This is a genomic window from Minwuia thermotolerans (assembly GCF_002924445.1).
Classification (GTDB): domain Bacteria; phylum Pseudomonadota; class Alphaproteobacteria; order Minwuiales; family Minwuiaceae; genus Minwuia; species Minwuia thermotolerans.
Genome location: NZ_PIGG01000026.1, coordinates 123,546 through 142,595, shown reverse-complemented (window position 1 = coordinate 142,595; position 19,050 = coordinate 123,546). Strand labels below are relative to the sequence as shown.

The window sequence follows — 19,050 nt, the reverse complement described above, 5'->3', positions numbered from 1 at the left end:
TCGGGGCCCTCAGGCTTCGGACAGTACGGGAAGATCGCTGCCGATCGACAGGACCTTCCCGATGTCGAGAATGACCATCAGCGCATCGGGCAGCTTGGCGACGCAGGTCGACAGTTCGGCGAGCTGCGGCTTCAGCGTCGGCGGATTGGGTTCGAACACCACCCTGTCGACTGGCACCACTTCGCCAACGCGGTCGAACAGCAGGCTGTACCATTCGCCATTGTGGACTGCGACGATGCTGATCTTGTCCCGGGATTCGGACGGCGGCATGCCGAAGCGGCGGCGCATGTCGATGGCGGTCACGACCCGTCCCCGCAGGTTCAGGACCCCCGCGACCTCCGGCGGCGCGAGCGGCACGCGGGTCAGGGCCTGGGACCGGATGATGTCGTTGACCGACAGGATCGGCAGTCCGAACATCTGGCTGCCCAGAAAGCTGGTCACGATGCTCCGGCTTTCGGACAGGCCGACGCGCACGTCCTTCGACTTCTTCATGCGGCGATCTCCTGCTTCTTCATCGCCTCGTCGATCGCGGCGATGAGGTTGTTCTTGTCCAGCTTGGCGATGTAGGCGTGGAAGCCGGCCTGGCGGCCCCGCTGACGGTCGGCCTCCGTGCTGTGGCTGCTCAGTGCGATCACCGGGGTGCCAGAGGACTGCGGATGGCGTTTCAGCTCCTGCAGCAGCTTGTAGCCGTCCATGCCGGGCATCTCGATATCGCTGACGATGACGTCATAGCGCGCGCCGTTGTCCAGCAGCTCCAGCACCTGATCGGGATGCTCCGCAACGGTCAGGTGATAACCGTGGCTGCGCAGCAGCGGACCGACGATGTTGCGGAAGAACGCCGAGTCGTCGACCAGCAGCAGTTCCCAGGCATAAGCCGGCTCCTCGCCCTCATAGGGCTTCTGGTTCTCGCCGAAGCGATCCGGATAGGCCTTGCGCAGGTAGTGGGAGACGTCGAGGACTTCCATCGCGCGGCCGCCGACGATCGCGGTGCCGAGGCAGCCCTCGCCCATGGCGTCGAGGTCGACGCTGATCTCCGCCGCGCCGATGTCGACGATGCGGTCCACCGCCAGGCCCAGATGGGACTGGTGGTCGGAGAACACGATCACCTGCTGACGTTCGCGGATATCCGGCAGCTGGCAGTCCATCCCGACGATCGGCATCAGCGCATTGCGATACTGCACGACCTTGCGGCGGTCGATGGTCTCGATGCGCGCGGCCTCGAACTCCTCCAGACGGTCCACCAGCGACAGCGGCACCGCCTTCGGCGTCTCGTCCTGCATCTCGAAGATCAGCAGGTCGATCTTGCGCTGCGCCGCCGCCAGGGCGGCGGCGTCATCCCGGTCGTCCTGCTCCACCTGCTTCGCGCTCATCGTGGTGGCCAGGCCGTTCGGATCCAGGATCATGATGACCGAGCCGTCTCCCAGGATGGTGTTGCCGGAGAACATGCGGATGTCGCGCAGGATGGGCGCCACAGGCTTGACCACGATCTCCTCGGTGTCGAAGACCTTGTCGACGATGATGCCGAACTGCTGGGAGCCGATCTGGGCGACGACCACGAAAAGCTCCTTGCGTTCCAGCACGTCGTGCAGGCCCTTGTCGTTGAGTTTCAGCACCTCGCCCAGATAGAGCAGCGGCAGCAGCCGCTCGCGCAGCCGGAGCAGGCAGGCGCCGTCGATCTCCTCGATCTGCTGCTCGGCGGTGCCGTTGACACGCACCAGTTCCTGCACCGAAATCTGCGGGATGGCGAAACGCTCGCCCGCGCTCTCGACGATCAGGGCCGAGACGATGGCCAGCGTCAGCGGAATCTTGATGATCAGGTCCGTTCCCTGACCCGGCGCCGAATGCAGGTCGATGGAGCCGCCGATCTTCTCGATGTTGGTGCGCACCACGTCCATGCCGACGCCGCGGCCGGAGACGGCCGAGACGGTCTCGGCGGTGGAGAAGCCGGGCGCGAAGATGAACTGGTGGAGGCGCTGGCTGTTCATGCCCTCGGCCTCGCCGGCGCTGACCAGGCCGCGCTCCACGATGCGGCGGCGGATGGCTTCGGCGTTGAGGCCGGCCCCGTCGTCGCGCAGTTCGATGACGATGTGACCGCCCTCGTGGCGCGCGGAGAGATAGATATTGCCGGTCTCGGCCTTGCCGGCGGCCTTGCGGGCCTCGCGGCTTTCGATGCCGTGGTCGGCGGAATTGCGGACCATGTGGGTCAGCGGGTCCTTGATCATGTCGAGGACCTGACGGTCGAGTTCGGTTTCCGCGCCCTCCATGTGCAGCTCGATCTTCTTGCCGAGCTCCAGGCCAAGATCGCGGACGATGCGCGGCAGCTTGTTCCACGCATTGCCGATCGGCTGCATGCGGGTCTTCATGACCCCTTCCTGCAACTCGCTGGTAACCTGGCTGAGGCGCTGCAGCGGCAGGTGGAAGACGCTGTCGGACTGGCCGCGGACGAGCTGCAGCAACTGGTTGCGGGTCAGCACCAGTTCGCTCACCAGGTTCATCAGCTGCTCCAGCAATTCCACGCTGACGCGCAGCCCCTGAGTGGCGGCGCGGGGGGCGGAACTGTTGCGGGCCGAGGTCTCCTCGGCCTCCTCCTCATCCTCGGCGACCGGCGCGGCAGGCGCCGCGGCGGCGGGCGCGGCAGGCTCGGGGGCAGCGGGCGCGGCAGGCTCGGGGGCGGCTTCGGCCACCGGCGCGTCGTCTTCCGCGTCGTCATCGTCGCCGCCGGCGCCCTGAAGTATCTCCGCCAGGGTGGCGAACAGCGGATTGTCGCCGGGCTCGCTCTCGGCGGCGTCATTTTCGGCGGTCTCGACCAGCGCGATCGGCTCCTCGGCTTCGGCGGCCGCTGTGTCCGCGAAATCATCCTCGTTGCTGATGGTCGCCTGCGGCGCGTCGACGAAGGTTTCCAGCTTCGCGATCAGGACCGAGACGTCCACGTCCGGTTCCTCGCCGGTGGCCTGGATCTCGTCCAGCAGGCGCTGGATCTGGTCCATCGCCTCCAGCACGGCGGAAATCACGTCCGGCGTCGGCTCCAGCGACTTCTCGCGCACCAGACCGAGCACGTTCTCGGCGGCGTGGGCGACGGTTCCCAGGCGGTGCAGGTTGATGAAGCTGCAGGTGCCCTTGATGGTATGCACGACGCGGAAAAGCTGGTCGATGGTGCCGGGCTGGTTCGGCTCCTGCTCCAGGTGGACGAGGTCCTGCTCGATCTCCGAGAGCTGTTCCAGCGTCTCTTCGATGAACTCGCTGATCAGTTCATCCATTTGTTGTCTCCGGATTACGCCTTGGGGGTGTCTTTGTCGCCGCCGCGCGGGTTCAGGCCGCCGCGAAGGACGCCGCGATCTTCTTGCGCAGGACCTCCGCCGTGAACGGCTTGATGATGTAGTTGGTCACGCCGGCCTCGCGCGCGGCCTGGACGTTCTCGATCTTCGATTCCGCGGTGACCATGATGAAAGGCAGTTTCTTCAGCCGGCGGTCCGAACGGACCTCCTTCAGGAACTCCAGCCCCGTCATGGGCTGCATGTTCCAGTCGGAAATGATCAGATGGAAGTCCTTGCTGCGCAGCTTGCGAAGCGCCGATTCGCCGTCCTCGGCGTCGTCGATGTCGCGGAAGCCGATTTCCTCGAGCTGATTACGCACGATGCGGCGCATCGTAAGAAAGTCGTCCACCACGAGGACTGAGGGGACGAAGTCCATACCAGCCATCAATACTCCTCCAGTTCTAGCCGCTCGACCGGCGCTCGGGTTCGAGCCTGAGTGTTAATCATATGTCTTAACAAAGCGTGTGAGCCCGGATCGGACCCGCGCCTCGCGACTTGTTGACGGCGATGATGAACAGAGGGAGTTCAGAAAGAATTAAGGCAACCAGCGCTATACAGCACGTCCAAACGAGAGACGGTCGGCCTGGGCCGGTCGTCGGCGACCGTCACGGAGCGAGCGCGGGAATGGAACTAACCAAGTTCGATTTCAAGAACAGGGTCTTCAGCGTCCCCGGCGTGTACATCTTCGGGGAAGGCGTCGACCGCAAGCCGATGCTGAGCGTGGAGCTTGGCGATCTGCGCGCGGCGCTGGAGATGGACAGCCTGAGACGCGAGTTCGGGATCGAGCCGGACTCCCATGACTACGAACTGCTGCAGCTCGCCGAGAGCGCCCTCAGTCACGTCAAGTACATCGTTCCCGGCGATCAGATACCGACCGAGATTCTGGACGGGACGGCCTCCTGGCCGATCGAGGAACAGCACTACGAAACCGCCAGGAACCGCCTCAGCATCCGCCTTGCCGCCTGGGCGGCGCAGCGCGATTTCAGAGTTCTCGACCCGCTGGAGATCCAGGAGCTGCTTCAGACGCCGGAAGTCCAGAAGCACGTCCAGCAGGGCTTCCAGAAGGCAGCCGAGGAGCTGGGTCTGAAAACCCGCGACGAGGTCGTCCAGATGGTCGAGCAGATCGGCCGCGAGATGGCCTATGTCGAGGCCCTGCGCAGCTACTACGACTGGATCCTGCGTATTCCCGGCCATATCCGCACCATGCAGGCGCTGCTGAAGGAGGACCGCCAGAGCCTGGAAAGCGCGATCCGCGTCAACCAGCTCGCCTCGAGCCCGATCAAGCAGTATCGCGACATGTTCCAGAACGTCGACGCCCAGTTCCAGGACATGGCGTCGGTGCTGCGCAACGTGCCCAACGTCATCGACTTCATCCGCAATGTACGCGACGACCTGCACCGCGACACGCTGATCTGGGCCGAGATCGAACCGATCTGGAAGGAGATGGATTTCGAGGACCGCCGCTCCATGCGCAGCGGTCTCTCCAAGCTCTACCCGTTCATCGCCCAGAACTTCATGCGTTACGGCGGCTGGTAGAAGCCGCGGCGGCAACCCCCCGGAACAGAGACGGGCCGGCCGGAGAAGACTCCGTCCGGCCCGTTTTCGTTGCCCCGCAGGAGGCGCGGCCGAAGCCGCGCCCGCGTTCCGGCTTCAGGCGGCGGACCGTACGTTGCGCAGGAAGCTGCCCACCGAATGACGCAGCTGCTCGGAACGTTCCGCAAGCTCGGTGGCGGCGGCGCCGACTTCTTCGGCCGACTGACCGGTCTGGTGAGAGGCCGTCGAGACTTCCGCGATGCGCGCGGTCACGTCCTGGGTGCCGATCGCGGCCTGCTGGACGTTCTGGGAAATATCGCGGGTCGCGGCGTTCTGTTCCTCGACCGCGGCCGCGATGGTGTTGGCGATCGTGTTGACCTGATCGATCGTCGCCTTGATCTCGGCGATCGCGCGCACCGAATCGGCCGTCGCCTCCTGGATGCCCCTCACCTGCTGGGAGATCTCGTCGGTCGCCTTCGCCGTCTGGCTGGCAAGGCTCTTCACCTCGGCGGAGACCACGGCGAAGCCCTTGCCGGCCTCACCGGCGCGCGCCGCTTCAATGGTGGCGTTCAGCGCCAGCAGATTGGTCTGGCTGGCGATCTCGTTGATCAGACCGACCACGGAGCCGATCTTCTCGGCCGCGTCCGACAGGCCCTTGACGCGGCCGCTGACCTGGTTGACCTGTTCCACCGCGCCAAGGGTCACCTGAGTCGATTCGCTGACCTGGCGGGTGACCTCGGAGAGGGAGGCCGCAAGCTCCTCGGCGGCGGTCGCGACATTGCGGACGTTCGACGTCGCCTGTTCGGACGCGGAGGCGACCAGCGTGCTGTTGTCGATCGACTGCGTGACGCCGCCGCGCAGGGTCTCGGACGTAACCCGCATGTTGCCAGCCGCCTCCGCCAGCGATTCGACCAGGCCAACCACATCCTTCTCGAAGGCGTCTGCATGACGGGCGGTCGTCTGCGTTGCGGCAGCGCGGACTTCGTCCCAGTAGACCGTGACGGCCAGGTCCATGTCGAGAAACAGCGCCCTGGTCACCGCATCGACCATCTCGGCAGCGTTGCGGCGGTTGCTGAAACGGCTGGCGCGGGCCAGCAGGATCTGGCTGAGACGGGAAAGGATAAAGCCGTAGCCCGAAAGATACCAGCGCGGCTCCAGACCGATGCGCTGGTGCGCCACGCCAATGCGTTGCACGCGCTCGAAGTACTCGGCATCGAAGACGCCCGACAGCAGGTGCCGCCAATGAGCGTACTGCGCCTTCCTCAGGCGCTCGACCCCGGCGTCGCCACCGATCATCTGCGCCAGGTGCGGCTGGCTTGTCAGGTGCGCATAGAAATCGCCCAGCAGCCCCTCTAGCTGCGGCTCGATCACCGGCCAGGCGGCGCGCATCGTCTCGCGGACCTCGTCCGTGATGCCCATGAAGCGGAGGCGCTCGTCGGCCTCGATACGATCCTTGTCGGACATGATGTTTTCCACTGGAATGAGAGTCAGGATTTTCGCGATCCTTATGGGTTCCGGAACCATAAAGGAGCGTTAACGAAACCCGCGCGGAGGGCGACGGATGTTTCGCGCCGTGCAGATTTGATCTAGATCAAACGCCATGCGCCCCGCCCTCGCACACGCCCTCCATCCCGTCTTCGGCGCGTTGCTCGTCGCCGCCATCCTGACCGCTTCCATCCTTCTGGTCGGCGAGGCCGGACGGCTGAGCCATTGGGAGACGCAACGCGCCGAGCTGGACGACATCCGCTACGGCGCCCTCGACGCCGACGAATGGGTCGCGCGGCTGACCACCGTCGCGGCGCGCGAGATCGACGAATTCGAGGTCACGCCGGAAAACCGCCCGCATATCAAGGCGCTGCTGACACGGCTGGTGGACCGGCTGATCGTCGAGGTGCCGCGCATCATGACCTCGCTGGAGGATGGCGGTGACAACCTGGTGGAACGCCTGTTCGGCTCCACGGCGAACCGTACGGTCGAGCTGCTGGTCGACGCCTCGGGATTGCGGGGAAAGGCGCCCGAGATCGCCGACGCCCTGATCGACGAACTGCAGCAACCGGAAACGAAGAAGGAACTCGTCTATATGCTGCACGGGGCGCTGGAGAGCGTCGCCCGCGACACTTTCGCAGAAGTCGACCGGAGCCCGCTCCGCCACATCGAGGCGGCCTATGGCTGCGCCTCGCCTGCCGCCTGCCGCGACACGCTGGGCGTCCGCATCGAGAACGCGGACCGGCGAGCGACGCTTCTGCTGGCGGCGATGGTGGCGGCGTCGCTGATGCTGGTGCTGCTGGCGTTCGTCCGCTTCCGGACGCAGCCGCGGTTCACCGCGTCGCTGCTCTGCATCGCTGCGGCGGCGCTGCTCTATGCCGGCGTCGGCGCCCCCATGATCCAGATCGACGCGCGGCTGGCCGAGATGCGCTTCCACCTGATGGGCGCCGCCGTGAATTTCGAGAACCAGGTCATCTACTTCCAGTCGAAAAGCATCCTGGAGGTTGTGGAGGTGCTGGCGCGCACGGGGCAGCCCGACATGCTGCTGGTGGGCGGTCTGATCGCGCTGTTCTCCATCGGCTTCCCGCTGGCGAAGATCATCGCCACCGCGCTGCTCGCCTTCCGTCCGGGGTCGGGGGCGCCCGGTCCCTTGTTGCGCTTCTTCGCCTGGCACGCCAGCAAGTGGGCCATGGCCGACGTCTTCGTCGTCGCCATGTTCATGGCCTATATCGGCATGCGCGGCCTGGTCGGCGACCAGCTCGGAAAACTTGCAGCAGCGGAACGGCCCCTGGAGGTCCTGACCACGAACGGCACCTCGCTGGAGCCTGGGTTCTGGGCCTTTCTCATCTTCGCCCTGTACGGCATCCTGATGGCCGCACTGGTGCAGCGCTGGCGGGAGGAGCCGGCGGCGGACCGGTAGAATCGGCAGACCGGGGAGGACGCCGTGACCGACGAGAAGACAGGAGCCGACCGCCTGGAGGTCGGCATCACCATCAGTTTCCAGCGCCACGAGGCCCTGGGCGAGACCTGGGACAGGGTCTACGGCGAGGCCCTGGAACTGGCGGCGGAGGCCGACCGTCTGGGCATGCGCGCCATCTGGGTCAGCGAACATCACGGCGAGGAGGACGGCTACTGTCCCTCCCCCATCGTTGCCGGCGCGGCGCTCTCACGGGCGGCGCCGAACTGCCGCATCGGCCAGGGGATCGCCATCGCGCCGCTCTACGGTCACCCGCTGCGGCTGGCGGAGGATCTGGCGGTGCTGGACAACATTTCCGGCGGCCGGCTGGAGATCGGTCTGGGCCAGGGCTATCGCCCCGCCGAGTTCGACGCCTACGGCTTCGATTACCGCCGCCGCACCCGCGCCTTCGAGGAAACGCTTGAGGTGCTGCACCGCGCCTGGACCGGCGAGCGCTTCGATTATGACGGCGACGTCTATCGGGTGAAGGACGGCGCGCTCAGGCCCGCGCCGGTCAATCCCGGCCGGCCGCCGCTCTGGATCGGCGCGGCGGCGCCAAAGGCGCGCGACCGGGTCATCCGCAACCGCGCCGGCCTGATCGTCGCCCCGCTGATCGAGCTGCGCCATGCAGCGCGCCAGTTCGCGGATTTCGACGAACAGACCCGCGCCGCGGGGGTCGAGCGACTGCCCCACGCGCTGATGCGGGAGATCATGATCGGCGACAGCTTCGAGGAAGCGGTCGAAGCCCATCGCGACAGCCTGGACCTGGTCTACCGCCAGCAATACGCGCCGGAGCGGACGGGCCTCTCGGTCAAGGATCCCGAAACCGGCGAGCGCCGCAAGCTGACCTCTGACGATCCCTATTACCTGTCGCAGGCGTTCATGGAAGAACGCTGGTTCGTCGGGCCGCCCGAGACGGTGGCGGCCCGAATCCGCGAATGGGCGCCGAAGCTGGGTCTGCGGCATCTGATCTGGCAGCCCAAGCCCCCCGGCCTGCCTCTCGACAGGGCGATGCGCAATCTGGAGCGCATGGGCAGGGAAGTACTGCCGCTGCTGTGACCCTTCGGGGCCGAAGCCGCCGGCCCCCGAGCGATGGCGAGATCAGCCCTCGCCGCGCTCGTCGGTGCCGACGATGTTGGCGCCGGGGTTGATCTGGCGGAACCAGAAGAGGTCGTCGCGGCGCGGCTGAGCCTCCAGCGCCACCTGCGTCGCCATTTCTTCGGCAATCTGCTTGCGGCGATAGATCGGCGCGAAACGATCCTGCAGTCCTTCCAGGAACTCGTAGTCGCAGACGCAATAGCTGGCGATATTGGGTACCTCCGGCGGGGCCGCGACGCCCGGCGCGGGCTCATTGCGGGGTTCGAGGGCGAACAGCGGGCCGGCCCCGGGCCTGTTGCATTCCGGCGAACTGCGATCGATGCGGAAGGGCTCGTCCAGCAGCACCGACAGTTCCCGCACGCTCCAGCGATCGGCCAGCCGGCAGGACACCACGGGCGTTGCGCCCTCGCTCTTGTGGATCAGCACATAGTCCTGGCTGGACTGTCCGCCGATCGCCGCGCCAGCTCCGGTGGACAGGGTAAGCGTCGCCAGCAGAATGCCGAGCGGACGCAGGATCGATCCGGACATGGTCATCTTCTCGTTCTCCCTCGCTCTGTGGGCGGGTTGCCTGACAGATGGTATGCGCCGCCAATTCCGTCTAGCCTTGCCGCCGCTGGTCGCAGGGGGGTCACCGGATGCTCACGGAAACGGAGATCGCGCGGCTCAGGGCGGAGACGCCCGGGGCGGACAAGGTTCTTCACTTCAACAATGCCGGTGCGGGACTGATGCCGCGCGCGGTGCTGGAAGCGGTCAAGGGGCATCTGGACCTGGAGGCGGAAACCGGCGGCTACGAGGCCTCCGCGATGCGGGAAGCGGAACTCGCCCGGCCCTATGACGCGATCGCTGCCTACCTGAATTGCGGCCGCGACGAGATCGCGTTGGTGGAGAACGCGACCGTGGCATGGAATCAGGCCTTCTTCGCCGTGCTTGACGGCATGTCGCCCGGCGACCGGATTCTCACCGCCGAAGCCGAATACGCATCCAACTACCTCTCCTTCCTGAAGGCCGCCGGGGACCGCGGGGTCAGGGTCGATGTCGTGCCCAGCGACGGCGACGGCGCGCTGGACGTCGCGCGGCTGGAGGATCTGATCGACGACCGCGTCAGGCTGATCGCGGTCACCCATGTCCCGACCAATGGCGGGCTGGTCAATCCGGCCGAGGAAATCGGCCGCGTCGCCCGCGCCGCCGGCGCGACATACCTGCTGGACGCCTGCCAGTCCGCCGGCCAGATGGCGCTGGACGTCGAACGGATCGGCTGCGACTTCCTCTCCGCCACGGGCCGGAAATATCTGCGGGGGCCGCGGGGAACGGGGTTTCTCTACGCCAGCCGCCGCGCCATGGAGCGCTACGCCCCGCCCGTGATCGACCTCAGGGCGGCGGCCTGGACCGCGCCCGACAGTTTCCGCTGGCGCGACGACGCCGGCCGCTTCGAGAACTGGGAGAACTACCAGGCCGGCAGGATCGGTCTCGGAGTCGCAGTCGACCTGATGCTGGAAACCGGGATCGAACGCATCGAGGCGCGCGTGACGGAACTGGCGCGCATCCTCCGGGAGCGGCTCGCCGGGATCGCCGGCGTGACGGTCCGCGACCTCGGCCGCCGGCGCTGCGGCATCGTCACGTTCACCCATGGCTCGATGCCCGCCGGGGAAGTCAGATCCACGCTCGGGGGCCAGGGAATCAATCTTTCCGTCAGCGACGCAGGCTCGACCCTGATCGACATGACGAAAAGGAATCTGCCGGACCTCGTCCGCGCCTCGGTTCACTATTACAATACCCTCGAAGAAGTGGACCGCTTCGTCGAAGCGGTCGCCCGGCTGGGGAGATAGATCGATGGATGCGACAGAACGTTCGAACGCGCGAAAGCAGGCGGTGCACGAGGCGGTCATGCACATCCGCGCCATCGAGACGGCGCAGGGGGTGACGCGGCGCTCGCTGGAGGACATCAAGGCGGTGCTGGTCGATCTGGCCGCGAAGCGGGAGCTTTTTCCGCTTGAGGACTTCCCGCCACCGGCGCCCGGGTCGAAGCGCAACAACGCCCTCTATCGCCTGCACGAGGATGACGACAACCGCTTCGCCCTCTACGCCCAGATGTCGACCGGCGGCACCGACTCGCCGGCCCACGATCACACTACCTGGGCGGTGATCGTCGGGATCGAGGGCGAGGAACTGAACCGGCTCTACGACCACGCCGAAGGCGGCGTTCGGGAGCGCGGACAGGTGATGGTGAAGCAGGGCCAGGGCGTCGCGCTGATGCCGGAGGACCTGCACTCGATCCACATCCACGGCGAGACGCCGGTGCTCAACTTCCACATGTACGGCCTGGGCCTGGAACAGCTCCACGGCCGCCGCTACTACCGGCCCGAGACCCACGACTGGAAGCATTTCCCGGCCTCGGACGCCATCCAGGACCTGCCGGAGCCGGCATGAGGGAGATCGACGCCAGGGAACTGCGCCGCCTGCTGACCTCGGGCGGCGAGATCGCGCTGATCGACGCGCGCGAGGAAGGCGCCTTCTCGAAGGAGCACATCTTCCTGGGCAGCTGTGTGCCGCTCAGCCGGCTGGAGTTCCTGGCGCCCGCGCTGATACCGCGAAGGACGGCGCCGGTGGTTGTCGCAGACGGCGGACCGCGGGACGAGGGACTGGCCGCCCGCGCCGCGGCGCGGCTGGGCGAGATGGGCTATGCCGACGTCGCCGTGCTCACCGGGGGCGTCGCGGGGTGGCGCGCCGAGGGCTTCGAGGTCTTTTCCGGCGTCAACGTACCCTCCAAGGCTTTCGGCGAGTTCGTCGAGCACCACTACGACACGCCGCGCATCACCGCCGCCGAACTGGCCGAGATGAAGCGCAGGGGCGAGGATCTGGTGATCCTGGACAGCCGGCCGATGCCGGAGTTCCACCGTATGTCGATCCCGGGCGGCGTCGACTGCCCCGGGGCCGAACTCGCCTACCGCGTCGGCACGATGGCGCCCGACCCGTCGACCACGGTCGTGGTCAATTGCGCCGGCCGGACGCGCTCCATCATCGGCTCGCAGTCCCTGATCAACGCGGGCATTCCCAATCCGGTCATGGCGTTGAAGGACGGCACCATGGGCTGGGAACTGGCCGGCTTCGAATGCGCGCGCGGCGAGACGGTTCATGCGCCCGTCCCCGAAGGCGAGGCGCTGGAACAGGCAAAGGCGCGCGCGCAAGCCGTAGCGAAGCGTTTCGGCGTGCGGATAACGGACGCCGGGACCGTCGCCGGCTGGCGCGAAGATCGGGACAGGACCACGTTCCTGCTTGACGTGCGCACCGCAGAGGAGTTCGAAGCCGGCCACTGGCCGGGCGCGCGTCACGCCCCGGGCGGCCAGCTGGTCCAGGCGACGGACGAACATGTCGGCGTGCTGGGCGCGCGGATCGTGCTCTGCGATTCGGCCGACGGCGTGCGCGCGACGATGACGGCGAGCTGGCTGATCCAGATGGGGCGCGACGACGTCCATGTTCTGACCGAGGCGGCGGAAACGCCGGAAACGGGTTCCGCCGAGACGGAACCGGCGCTGTTCCGCCCCTGGGCCACGCTCACGGCCGACGAGATGCAGGCGGTGCAGGATTCCGGCGAACCTGTCGCCGTGATCGACCTTGCCGACAGCCTGACCTTCCGCAGGGGTCACGTGCCCGGCGCGCTCTGGGGCGTCCGTTCCCGGATCGGGAAGTGCGTGGCCTCCCTGCCCGTAGGCATGGTGATGCTGACTTCCCCTGACGGCCGCCTCGCCCACTATGCGGCGGCCGATCTGGCCGCCGCGCGTCCTGACCTAGTGGTGCGCGTGCTGGCCGGCGGCACCGATGCCTGGATCGTGAGCGGACGGGAGCTGGAAAAGGGGCTCGACGGCAAGACCACGACCCAGGTGGACGACGTCTGGTGGAAACCCTATGACCACCAGGGCGGAGTCCGGCAGGCCATGGAGGACTACCTCACATGGGAAGTCGGACTGGTGGCCCAGGTGGAGCGCGACGGGCTGGTCGAGTTCAGGAGGTTCGATTGAGCGGGGATCTGACCTACGAGGAGTTCCGGCGCGTCGACATCCGCGTCGGCACGATCACGGACGTCCAGCCTTTTCCGGAGGCGCGCAATCCCGCCTGGAAGCTGTGGATCGATTTCGGGCCGGAAATCGGCACGCGCAAGACCTCGGCGCAGGTAACGAACTACGAACCCGACGAACTGCTGGGCCGCCAGGTCGCGGCGGTCGTCAACTTCCCCAAGAAGCAGATCGGCAAGTTCATGTCCGAATGCCTCACCCTCGGCTTTCCCGGCGAGAACGGCGAGGTGATCCTGATCGGCCCGGAGCGAAAGATCCCCAACGGCGGCCGGCTTTACTAGATCGATGCAATGTCTGGCGGAACCGCACAGGCTTGTTGCCCTTGGACTTGATCCAAGGGCCCGGTCTCAACCAAGGGACTGGGTCCTGGGGTCAAGCCCCAGGACGCCACGCTCAGGAAGCCCGCAGCAGCCAGACCAAGCCGACGCCCACGATGCAGGCGACGAGGCCGGTCAGGCGGATTCGTTCCGTCGGCTGGTCCAGCAGGACCGCCAGGGCGCGGCGCATGCCATCGGGGAACAGCGCATAGGCTGCGCCCTCGATGGCCACCATCAGCGCCAGCGCCACCAGCAGATCATGCATCGGTGACCGGGATCAGTCGGCGGCGGGCGCCTGCGCGGGCTCCTGCTGCGCCGGCTGCTGCTGTTGCGGCTGCGTGCCCCTCGGGCCCGCGATCCCGCCACCCGGCGTGACCGCCGGCGGCGGCGCATCCGGATCGACAACCGAGATGTCCTCGAAATAGCGGAAGAACTCCGACGTCGGGCTCAGCACCATGGTGGTGTCGTCACGCTTCAGGGATTCGCGATAGGCCTGCAGCGAGCGGTAGAAGGCATAGAAATCAGGGTACTGCTCGGCGGTGGAGTTGAAGATCGCCGCCCTGGTTCCGTCGCCCTCGCCGCGCAGAATCTCCGACTGCTTGCGTGCCTCGGCCAGCAGCACCGTGCGATCGCGGTCCGCCTTCGCGCGGATGCGCTGCGCTTCCTCGTCGCCCAGCGCGCGTTCCTCCCGGGCCTCGCGTTCGCGCTCGGTGCGCATCCGGTTGAAGATCGCTTCCTTGTTCTGTTCGGGCAGATCGGCGCGCTTGATGCGCACGTCGACGATCTCGACGCCGTTCTGGGACATCTGGTCGTTCACGCGCCGGCTCAGCCGCGACATCAGCACGCTTCGCTCGCCGCTGAGCAGCGACGTGAAGGGCTGGTCGCCCAGGATGTCGCGCAGGGTCGAACGGACAATCGTGTCAAGCCGATCCTCCAGGGCCAGCATGTTGGTATAGGCCTTGATGTACTCCAGCGGGTCGGTGATCCGGTAGCGCGTGAAAACGTCGACGACCATGCGCTTCTGGTCCTGGGTGATGATTTCTTCCGGGTCCGCATCAAGCGAGAGTATGCGCTTTTCCACGAAGACCACGTCCTGGACGAAGGGCACCTTGAAGTCGATGCCCGGGTCATTGACGATACGCACCGGATTGCCGAACTGCAGCACGATCGCGCGCTGCGTCTGATGGACGGTGAAGATCGAACTCCAGGCGACGATGCCGACGATGAGCACGATCACACCGAGTATGATGCCGGCAGTTTTCATTGCGCGTTGCCCCCGCTCCTGTTCTTGCCGGTCAGTTCATTGAGCGGCAGATAGGGCACCACGCCCGAGCCGCCGCTCTGATTGATGATCACCTTGTCCATGCCGCTCATGACCTCCTCCATCGTCTCCAGATAGAGCCGGCGGCTGGTGATGGCGGTGTTCTGCGCATATTCCCTGGCGATGGCCAGGAAGCGGCTCGCCTCGCCTTCAGCGAACGCGATGGTCTGCTGTTTGTAGGCCTCGGCCTCCTCCAGCATCTTCGCGGCCTCGCCTCGGGCGACCGGAACGATCGAGTTCGCGTAGGCGTCGGCCTCGTTCTTCTTGCGCTCCCGGTCGGCCTTGGCGCGCTGGACGTCGCGGAAGGCATCGATCACGTTGCCCGGCGGGTCAACCTTCTGCAGCTTCGCCTCGAGGATGTTGATGCCGGCGTTGTAGTCGTCCAGCGTGCGCTGGACGAGCTCCTGCACCGTCTGCTCGATACGACTCTTGTCGGTGGTCAGCACCGCCTGGATGGGCGTGCGGCCGACGATCTCTCGCATCGCGCTTTCCGCCACGGCCTTCAGCGTGGCCTGCGGATTCTCGATCTCGAACAGGAACTTGCCCGCGTCGGCGATGCGCCACTGCACCGCGAACTCCACGTCGACGATGTTCTCGTCGCCGGTGAGCATCAGGCTCTCGTCCTTGATCTCGCTCTTGCGGTCGGGACCGAGCCTGCGGAACCCGATGTCGGTCTGCTGGACCTTGGTGACCTCGGGCAGCAGCACCGTTTCGATCGGCGCCGGCAGCTTGAAGTTCAGGCCCGGCTGGGTGGTGCGCACATATTCGCCGAAGCGCAGCACGATGCCCTGCTGCGAGGGCGAGACCCGGTAGCTCATCTGCCAGACGGCGAACAGGGCGATCAGGATCACCGCCACGATGAGGATGACGCTGCGATTGCCGCCGCCACCCGGCATCATGCTGCGGAAGCGATCCTGGCCACGCCGGATCATATCCTCGAAGTCCGGGCGCTGCGGTCCGCCCGGACCGCCGCCGCCAGAGGGGCCCTGCCCCCAGGGGCCGCGTCCGCCGCCCCCGTTACCGCCTTGCCATCCGCCGCCTTGACTGTTCCAGGGCATGAAGTGTCCTTCGATCCTACGAGAAATGCGCGCGCCGCACGGCCGCCATCTTTCGGCTGTCCATGCTCCGCGTTATATGACGTTGGCCCTCCCGGAGCAAACATAGCCGGGCGGAAAAGTTGTAGCTGATCCGATATCGGGGCCGGACGTGGAGTATTCAACAAATGGCTGAAATCTCGGAGAAGGACGTCCTGGCGGCGCTGGCGCAGGTGGTGGACCCCGATCTGGGCCGCGACGTCGTGTCGGCCGGCATGGTTTCCGGTCTGGTGATCAAGGGCAGCAATGTGGGCTTCGCGGTCGAGGTCGATCCGAAGCAGGGCGCCGCCAAGGAGCCCCTCCGCCGGGCCTGCGAGGACGCCGTGCAGGCCCTGCCGGGCGTGACATCGGTGACCGCCGTGCTGACCGCCCATCGCGAGACCCCCGGGGGACAGGCGCAGCAGCGGCCCGCGGGTCCGCCGGGCGGCCAGGCCCGCGCGAATCAGCGCGCCGACATTCCCGGCGTGAAGTCGATCGTCGCAGTGGCCTCGGCCAAGGGCGGCGTGGGCAAGTCGACGACGGCGATCAACCTGGCCGTGGCGCTGGCGCAGACCGGTCGCAAGGTCGGCCTGCTGGACGCCGACATCTACGGCCCCTCGGTGCCGCGCCTGATGGGGCTGGAGGGCAAGCCCAACTCGCCCGACGGCAAATCCATCGACCCGATGCGCGCCCACGGTATCGAATGCATGTCCATCGGCTTCCTGATCGAGGGCGACACGCCGATGATCTGGCGCGGGCCGATGGTGATGAGCGCGCTGGAGCAGCTCATGCGCGACGTCAACTGGAGCGAGCTCGACGTACTTGTGGTCGACATGCCGCCGGGCACCGGCGATGCGCAGCTCACCATGGCCCAGCGCGTGCCGCTCACCGGCGCAGTGATCGTCTCGACGCCACAGGACATCGCCCTGATCGACGCCCGCAAGGGACTGGCCATGTTCCGCAAGGTGGACGTGCCGGTCTTCGGCATCGTCGAGAACATGAGCTACTTCCTGTGTCCGAGCTGCGGCGAGCGATCGGAGATCTTCGGCCATGGCGGCGCGCGCGCGACCGCCAAGGAACTGGGGACCGATTTCCTTGGCGAGATCCCGCTGCACATGACCATCCGGGAGACCTCCGACGCCGGCAATCCCATCGTCGCATCGGCTCCGGACAGCGACTACGCGCAGGCCTACATCGACGTGGCGGAAAAGGTGGCCGCGAAGATCGACGCGGCCCTGGGAAAGTCCTCCAGCGGGCCCCGGATCGTCATCCGCTAGTCGATTCCCGCCGCCCCGGGCGGGCGAGCAGACGGGCGATCACCCTGTCCAGCGGCGCACCCTGGTTGACGACCGCGTCCACGGCTTCGGCGATGGGCATGTCGGCGCCATGGCGCGCCGCCCGGGCCAGCAGCGGACCGACGGTCAACGCGCCCTCGACGAGCTGGCCGTCCGGCGTCTCGCCGCGCGCCAGGGCGTGGCCGAAGGAGAAGTTGCGCGACTGGCTGTCGGTGCAGCTCAGCACCAGATCGCCGAGGCCGGACAGACCGGCGAGCGTGTCGGTGCGCGCGCCCATCGCCTCGCCCAGGCGCGTCATCTCGGCGAGGCCGCGGGCGATCACCCCGGCGCGGGCGTTCGAGCCGAGCCCGGCGCCGATGACGGCGCCGGCGGCGATCGCCAGCACATTCTTCACCGCGCCTCCCAGCGCCGCGCCCGTGACGTCGTCGCTGGCGTAGAGCCTGAGATTGACGCCGTGAAAGACGGCGGCCAGTTCCTCCGCCAGCGCGATGTCGCGGCAGGCGAGCGTCGCCGCCGCCGGCAGTCCGCGCGCCAGTTCGCCGGCGAAGGTGGGCCCGGAGAGAACCGCGACCGGGCGGCGGGGATCGAGGTCCGAAACCACCTCCGGCATCGTCATCGCGCTCTCGCGTTCGATCCCCTTGGCGGCGATGACCGCGGGCGCATCCGGCCGCAGCACCCCGGCGAGCGCCGCCAGCACCGGGCGGAGCGTCTGCGCGGGAACCGCCAGCACCACGGCCGCGGCGGGCGCGAGCGCCGCCATGTCGGCGACGCATTCGACCCTGCGATCCAGACGCATCCCCTCGAGACGGGGATGGCGGCGGCTTTCCGCGATGGCGGCCATCCGCGCAGGATCGCGGCCCCAGAGCACGACCGGATGATCCGCCTGGGCGGCGCACTGCGCCAGAGCCGCGCCCCAGGCGCCCGCGCCGACGACGCCTATCAGCCTTTCGTCACGATTTTCCATCGACTGCGTTTCCCCCTGATTTCTGCGGCATAGGGACGCAAAACCCACCTGTCAATTTGGGTCGTGGCGCGCCAGGCGCTAGCTTGGACGAGGATCAAGAAGTGGCGGCCGGCTGCTACTGCCCGGCGCGCCAACATCCGCGGGAGTGCCTTTCAGATGAAGATTACCGGCAGTTACGACATAGACGCGGACCGCGAGACGGTCTGGAAGGCGCTGAACGACCCCGAGGTGCTCAAGGACTGCATTCCGGGCTGCGAGAGCCTGGAAATGACCGGCGAGAACGAGCTCACCGCCGCAGTGACCGCGAAGGTCGGGCCGGTCAAGGCGAAGTTCAACGGCTCGGTCGAGCTGAAGGATCTCAATCCCCCCTCCTCCTATCGCATCGAGGGCAGCGGCAAGGGCGGCGCGGCGGGCTTCGCCAAGGGCGGAGCCGATGTCAGCCTTGAGGAAAAGGACGACGGCGGCACCTTGCTGACCTACGAGGCGGACGCTCAGGTCGGCGGCAAGCTGGCGCAGGTCGGCGGACGGCTGATCGACGGCACGGCCAGGAAGATGGCTGACCAGTTCTTCGCCAGGTTCCGCGACCACGTGGAGAGCAGCAGCGCCGAGGCTGCGCGCGCCACCCCGCAGGAACCCGCGGCGCCAGGCAGCAAGGTCGAGGAATCCGCGGCCGGAGAGACGAAGACCGCGGCCGCCGCGACGGCGATGCCGCCGCACGACAAGGATGCGCCGCCCTCGACCGAGGGCGCGGGCGTGCCCGCCGGCGAGTCGCCGGTCAGTTCCGAAGCGGACGGCGGCGTGCGGATCGACGCGGCCGAAGGCACCCAGGATCCGTCCATCGCCGAGAAGCGCGCCAGACCGTCGGCCGACGCGGAGGCGAAGACCGTCGACGAGAGCGTCGCCGAAAAGGAAGAGGCGCGGGGCAGCGCCGCCGCGGCGAGCGTCGCACCCGAGGCGGCCCACGCGATCCCGCCCAAGCCCGCGCCCGCAGGCGACGAAAGGGCCGGCGCCGCCGGCGCCCTGCCGGTCTGGGTCTGGTTCATCGGCGCGGTCGCACTGATTCTGGTGCTCATCGCGCTCGTCTCTTGAGTTAACGCCATACCCGGCGCAGGATGCGCCCAATT

Annotated in this window: 18 protein-coding genes; 9 read left to right on the top strand and 9 right to left on the bottom strand. The window is 67.2% G+C overall.

Going from position 1 to position 19,050, the window contains the following annotated elements; genetic code table 11:
- Positions 1–9 precede the first annotated feature (9 nt).
- From CWC60_RS06375 to CWC60_RS06365, 3 genes are read right to left on the bottom strand one after another with little or no spacing between them, the layout of a single operon-like run.
- On the bottom strand, positions 10–492 hold the full coding sequence (locus CWC60_RS06375; RefSeq protein ID WP_109793156.1) for a chemotaxis protein CheW: 483 nt from the start codon (positions 490–492) through the stop codon (positions 10–12).
- Positions 489–3,257, bottom strand: coding sequence for a hybrid sensor histidine kinase/response regulator (locus CWC60_RS06370; RefSeq protein ID WP_109793155.1), 2,769 nt, complete (start codon positions 3,255–3,257; stop codon positions 489–491). The genes CWC60_RS06375 and CWC60_RS06370 overlap by 4 nt, the downstream gene beginning before the upstream one ends.
- 52 nt (positions 3,258–3,309) lie before the next feature.
- On the bottom strand, positions 3,310–3,699 hold the full coding sequence (locus CWC60_RS06365) for a response regulator (RefSeq protein ID WP_241147900.1): 390 nt from the start codon (positions 3,697–3,699) through the stop codon (positions 3,310–3,312).
- Positions 3,700–3,938: 239 nt separating this feature from the next.
- Between CWC60_RS06365 and CWC60_RS06360 the strand changes: the two genes are divergently transcribed.
- Positions 3,939–4,850, top strand: a complete 912-nt coding sequence (locus CWC60_RS06360) for a hypothetical protein (protein ID WP_109793153.1) — start codon at positions 3,939–3,941, stop codon at positions 4,848–4,850.
- Positions 4,851–4,964: 114 nt separating this feature from the next.
- Here the strand turns inward: CWC60_RS06360 and CWC60_RS06355 are convergent, their stop codons facing one another.
- Positions 4,965–6,311, bottom strand: coding sequence for a globin-coupled sensor protein (locus CWC60_RS06355; protein ID WP_206419796.1), 1,347 nt, complete (start codon positions 6,309–6,311; stop codon positions 4,965–4,967).
- 136 nt (positions 6,312–6,447) lie between these two features.
- On the opposite strand from CWC60_RS06355, the gene CWC60_RS06350 reads away from it, so the two are divergent.
- Positions 6,448–7,752, top strand: coding sequence for a paraquat-inducible protein A (locus tag CWC60_RS06350; protein ID WP_109793151.1), 1,305 nt, complete (start codon positions 6,448–6,450; stop codon positions 7,750–7,752).
- Between the two features lie 24 nt (positions 7,753–7,776).
- Positions 7,777–8,847, top strand: a complete 1,071-nt coding sequence (locus CWC60_RS06345; protein WP_109793150.1) for an LLM class flavin-dependent oxidoreductase — start codon at positions 7,777–7,779, stop codon at positions 8,845–8,847.
- 42 nt (positions 8,848–8,889) lie between these two features.
- On the opposite strand, the gene CWC60_RS06340 is transcribed toward CWC60_RS06345, so the two are convergent.
- A complete protein-coding gene (locus CWC60_RS06340; protein ID WP_109793149.1) occupies positions 8,890–9,420 on the bottom strand; it encodes a hypothetical protein in 531 nt (176 codons plus the stop codon).
- Positions 9,421–9,521: 101 nt separating this feature from the next.
- Here CWC60_RS06340 and CWC60_RS06335 point away from each other — a divergent pair, with 101 nt between their 5' ends.
- Genes CWC60_RS06335 through CWC60_RS06320 form a run of 4 tightly spaced genes read left to right on the top strand, consistent with a single transcriptional unit; the run spans position 9,522 to position 13,237 of the window.
- Positions 9,522–10,712, top strand: a complete 1,191-nt coding sequence (locus CWC60_RS06335) for an aminotransferase class V-fold PLP-dependent enzyme (RefSeq protein ID WP_109793148.1) — start codon at positions 9,522–9,524, stop codon at positions 10,710–10,712.
- A gap of 4 nt (positions 10,713–10,716) precedes the next feature.
- On the top strand, positions 10,717–11,313 hold the full coding sequence (locus tag CWC60_RS06330; protein WP_109793147.1) for a cysteine dioxygenase family protein: 597 nt from the start codon (positions 10,717–10,719) through the stop codon (positions 11,311–11,313).
- Entirely contained in the window at positions 11,310–12,902 is a 1,593-nt protein-coding gene (locus CWC60_RS06325) for a rhodanese-like domain-containing protein (RefSeq protein WP_109793146.1), read from the top strand. The genes CWC60_RS06330 and CWC60_RS06325 overlap by 4 nt, the downstream gene beginning before the upstream one ends.
- Positions 12,899–13,237 (top strand): tRNA-binding protein, encoded by a 339-nt coding sequence (locus CWC60_RS06320; protein ID WP_206419795.1) that lies wholly within the window; start codon positions 12,899–12,901, stop codon positions 13,235–13,237. Before CWC60_RS06325 ends, CWC60_RS06320 begins: the two co-directional genes overlap by 4 nt.
- Before the next feature lie 112 nt (positions 13,238–13,349).
- Here CWC60_RS06320 and CWC60_RS06315 read toward each other — a convergent pair whose 3' ends face one another.
- From CWC60_RS06315 to hflK, 3 genes are read right to left on the bottom strand one after another with little or no spacing between them, the layout of a single operon-like run.
- On the bottom strand, positions 13,350–13,538 hold the full coding sequence (locus tag CWC60_RS06315) for a DUF2065 domain-containing protein (protein WP_109793144.1): 189 nt from the start codon (positions 13,536–13,538) through the stop codon (positions 13,350–13,352).
- A 12-nt stretch (positions 13,539–13,550) separates the two neighbouring features.
- On the bottom strand, positions 13,551–14,537 hold the full coding sequence (hflC, locus tag CWC60_RS06310; protein ID WP_109793143.1) for a protease modulator HflC: 987 nt from the start codon (positions 14,535–14,537) through the stop codon (positions 13,551–13,553).
- A complete protein-coding gene (hflK, locus tag CWC60_RS06305; protein WP_241147899.1) occupies positions 14,534–15,526 on the bottom strand; it encodes an FtsH protease activity modulator HflK in 993 nt (330 codons plus the stop codon). The genes hflC and hflK overlap by 4 nt, the downstream gene beginning before the upstream one ends.
- Positions 15,527–15,816: 290 nt before the next feature.
- Between hflK and apbC the strand changes: the two genes are divergently transcribed.
- Positions 15,817–16,944 (top strand): iron-sulfur cluster carrier protein ApbC, encoded by a 1,128-nt coding sequence (gene apbC, locus CWC60_RS06300; protein ID WP_109793141.1) that lies wholly within the window; start codon positions 15,817–15,819, stop codon positions 16,942–16,944.
- On the opposite strand, the gene CWC60_RS06295 is transcribed toward apbC, so the two are convergent.
- On the bottom strand, positions 16,934–17,926 hold the full coding sequence (locus CWC60_RS06295; protein WP_109793140.1) for an NAD(P)H-dependent glycerol-3-phosphate dehydrogenase: 993 nt from the start codon (positions 17,924–17,926) through the stop codon (positions 16,934–16,936). The two genes, apbC and CWC60_RS06295, sit on opposite strands and share 11 nt — an antisense overlap.
- Positions 17,927–18,082: 156 nt before the next feature.
- On the opposite strand from CWC60_RS06295, the gene CWC60_RS23860 reads away from it, so the two are divergent.
- Complete coding sequence (locus CWC60_RS23860) at positions 18,083–19,015, top strand: SRPBCC family protein (protein ID WP_206419794.1); 933 nt, start codon at positions 18,083–18,085, stop codon at positions 19,013–19,015.
- Positions 19,016–19,050: the final 35 nt, after the last annotated feature.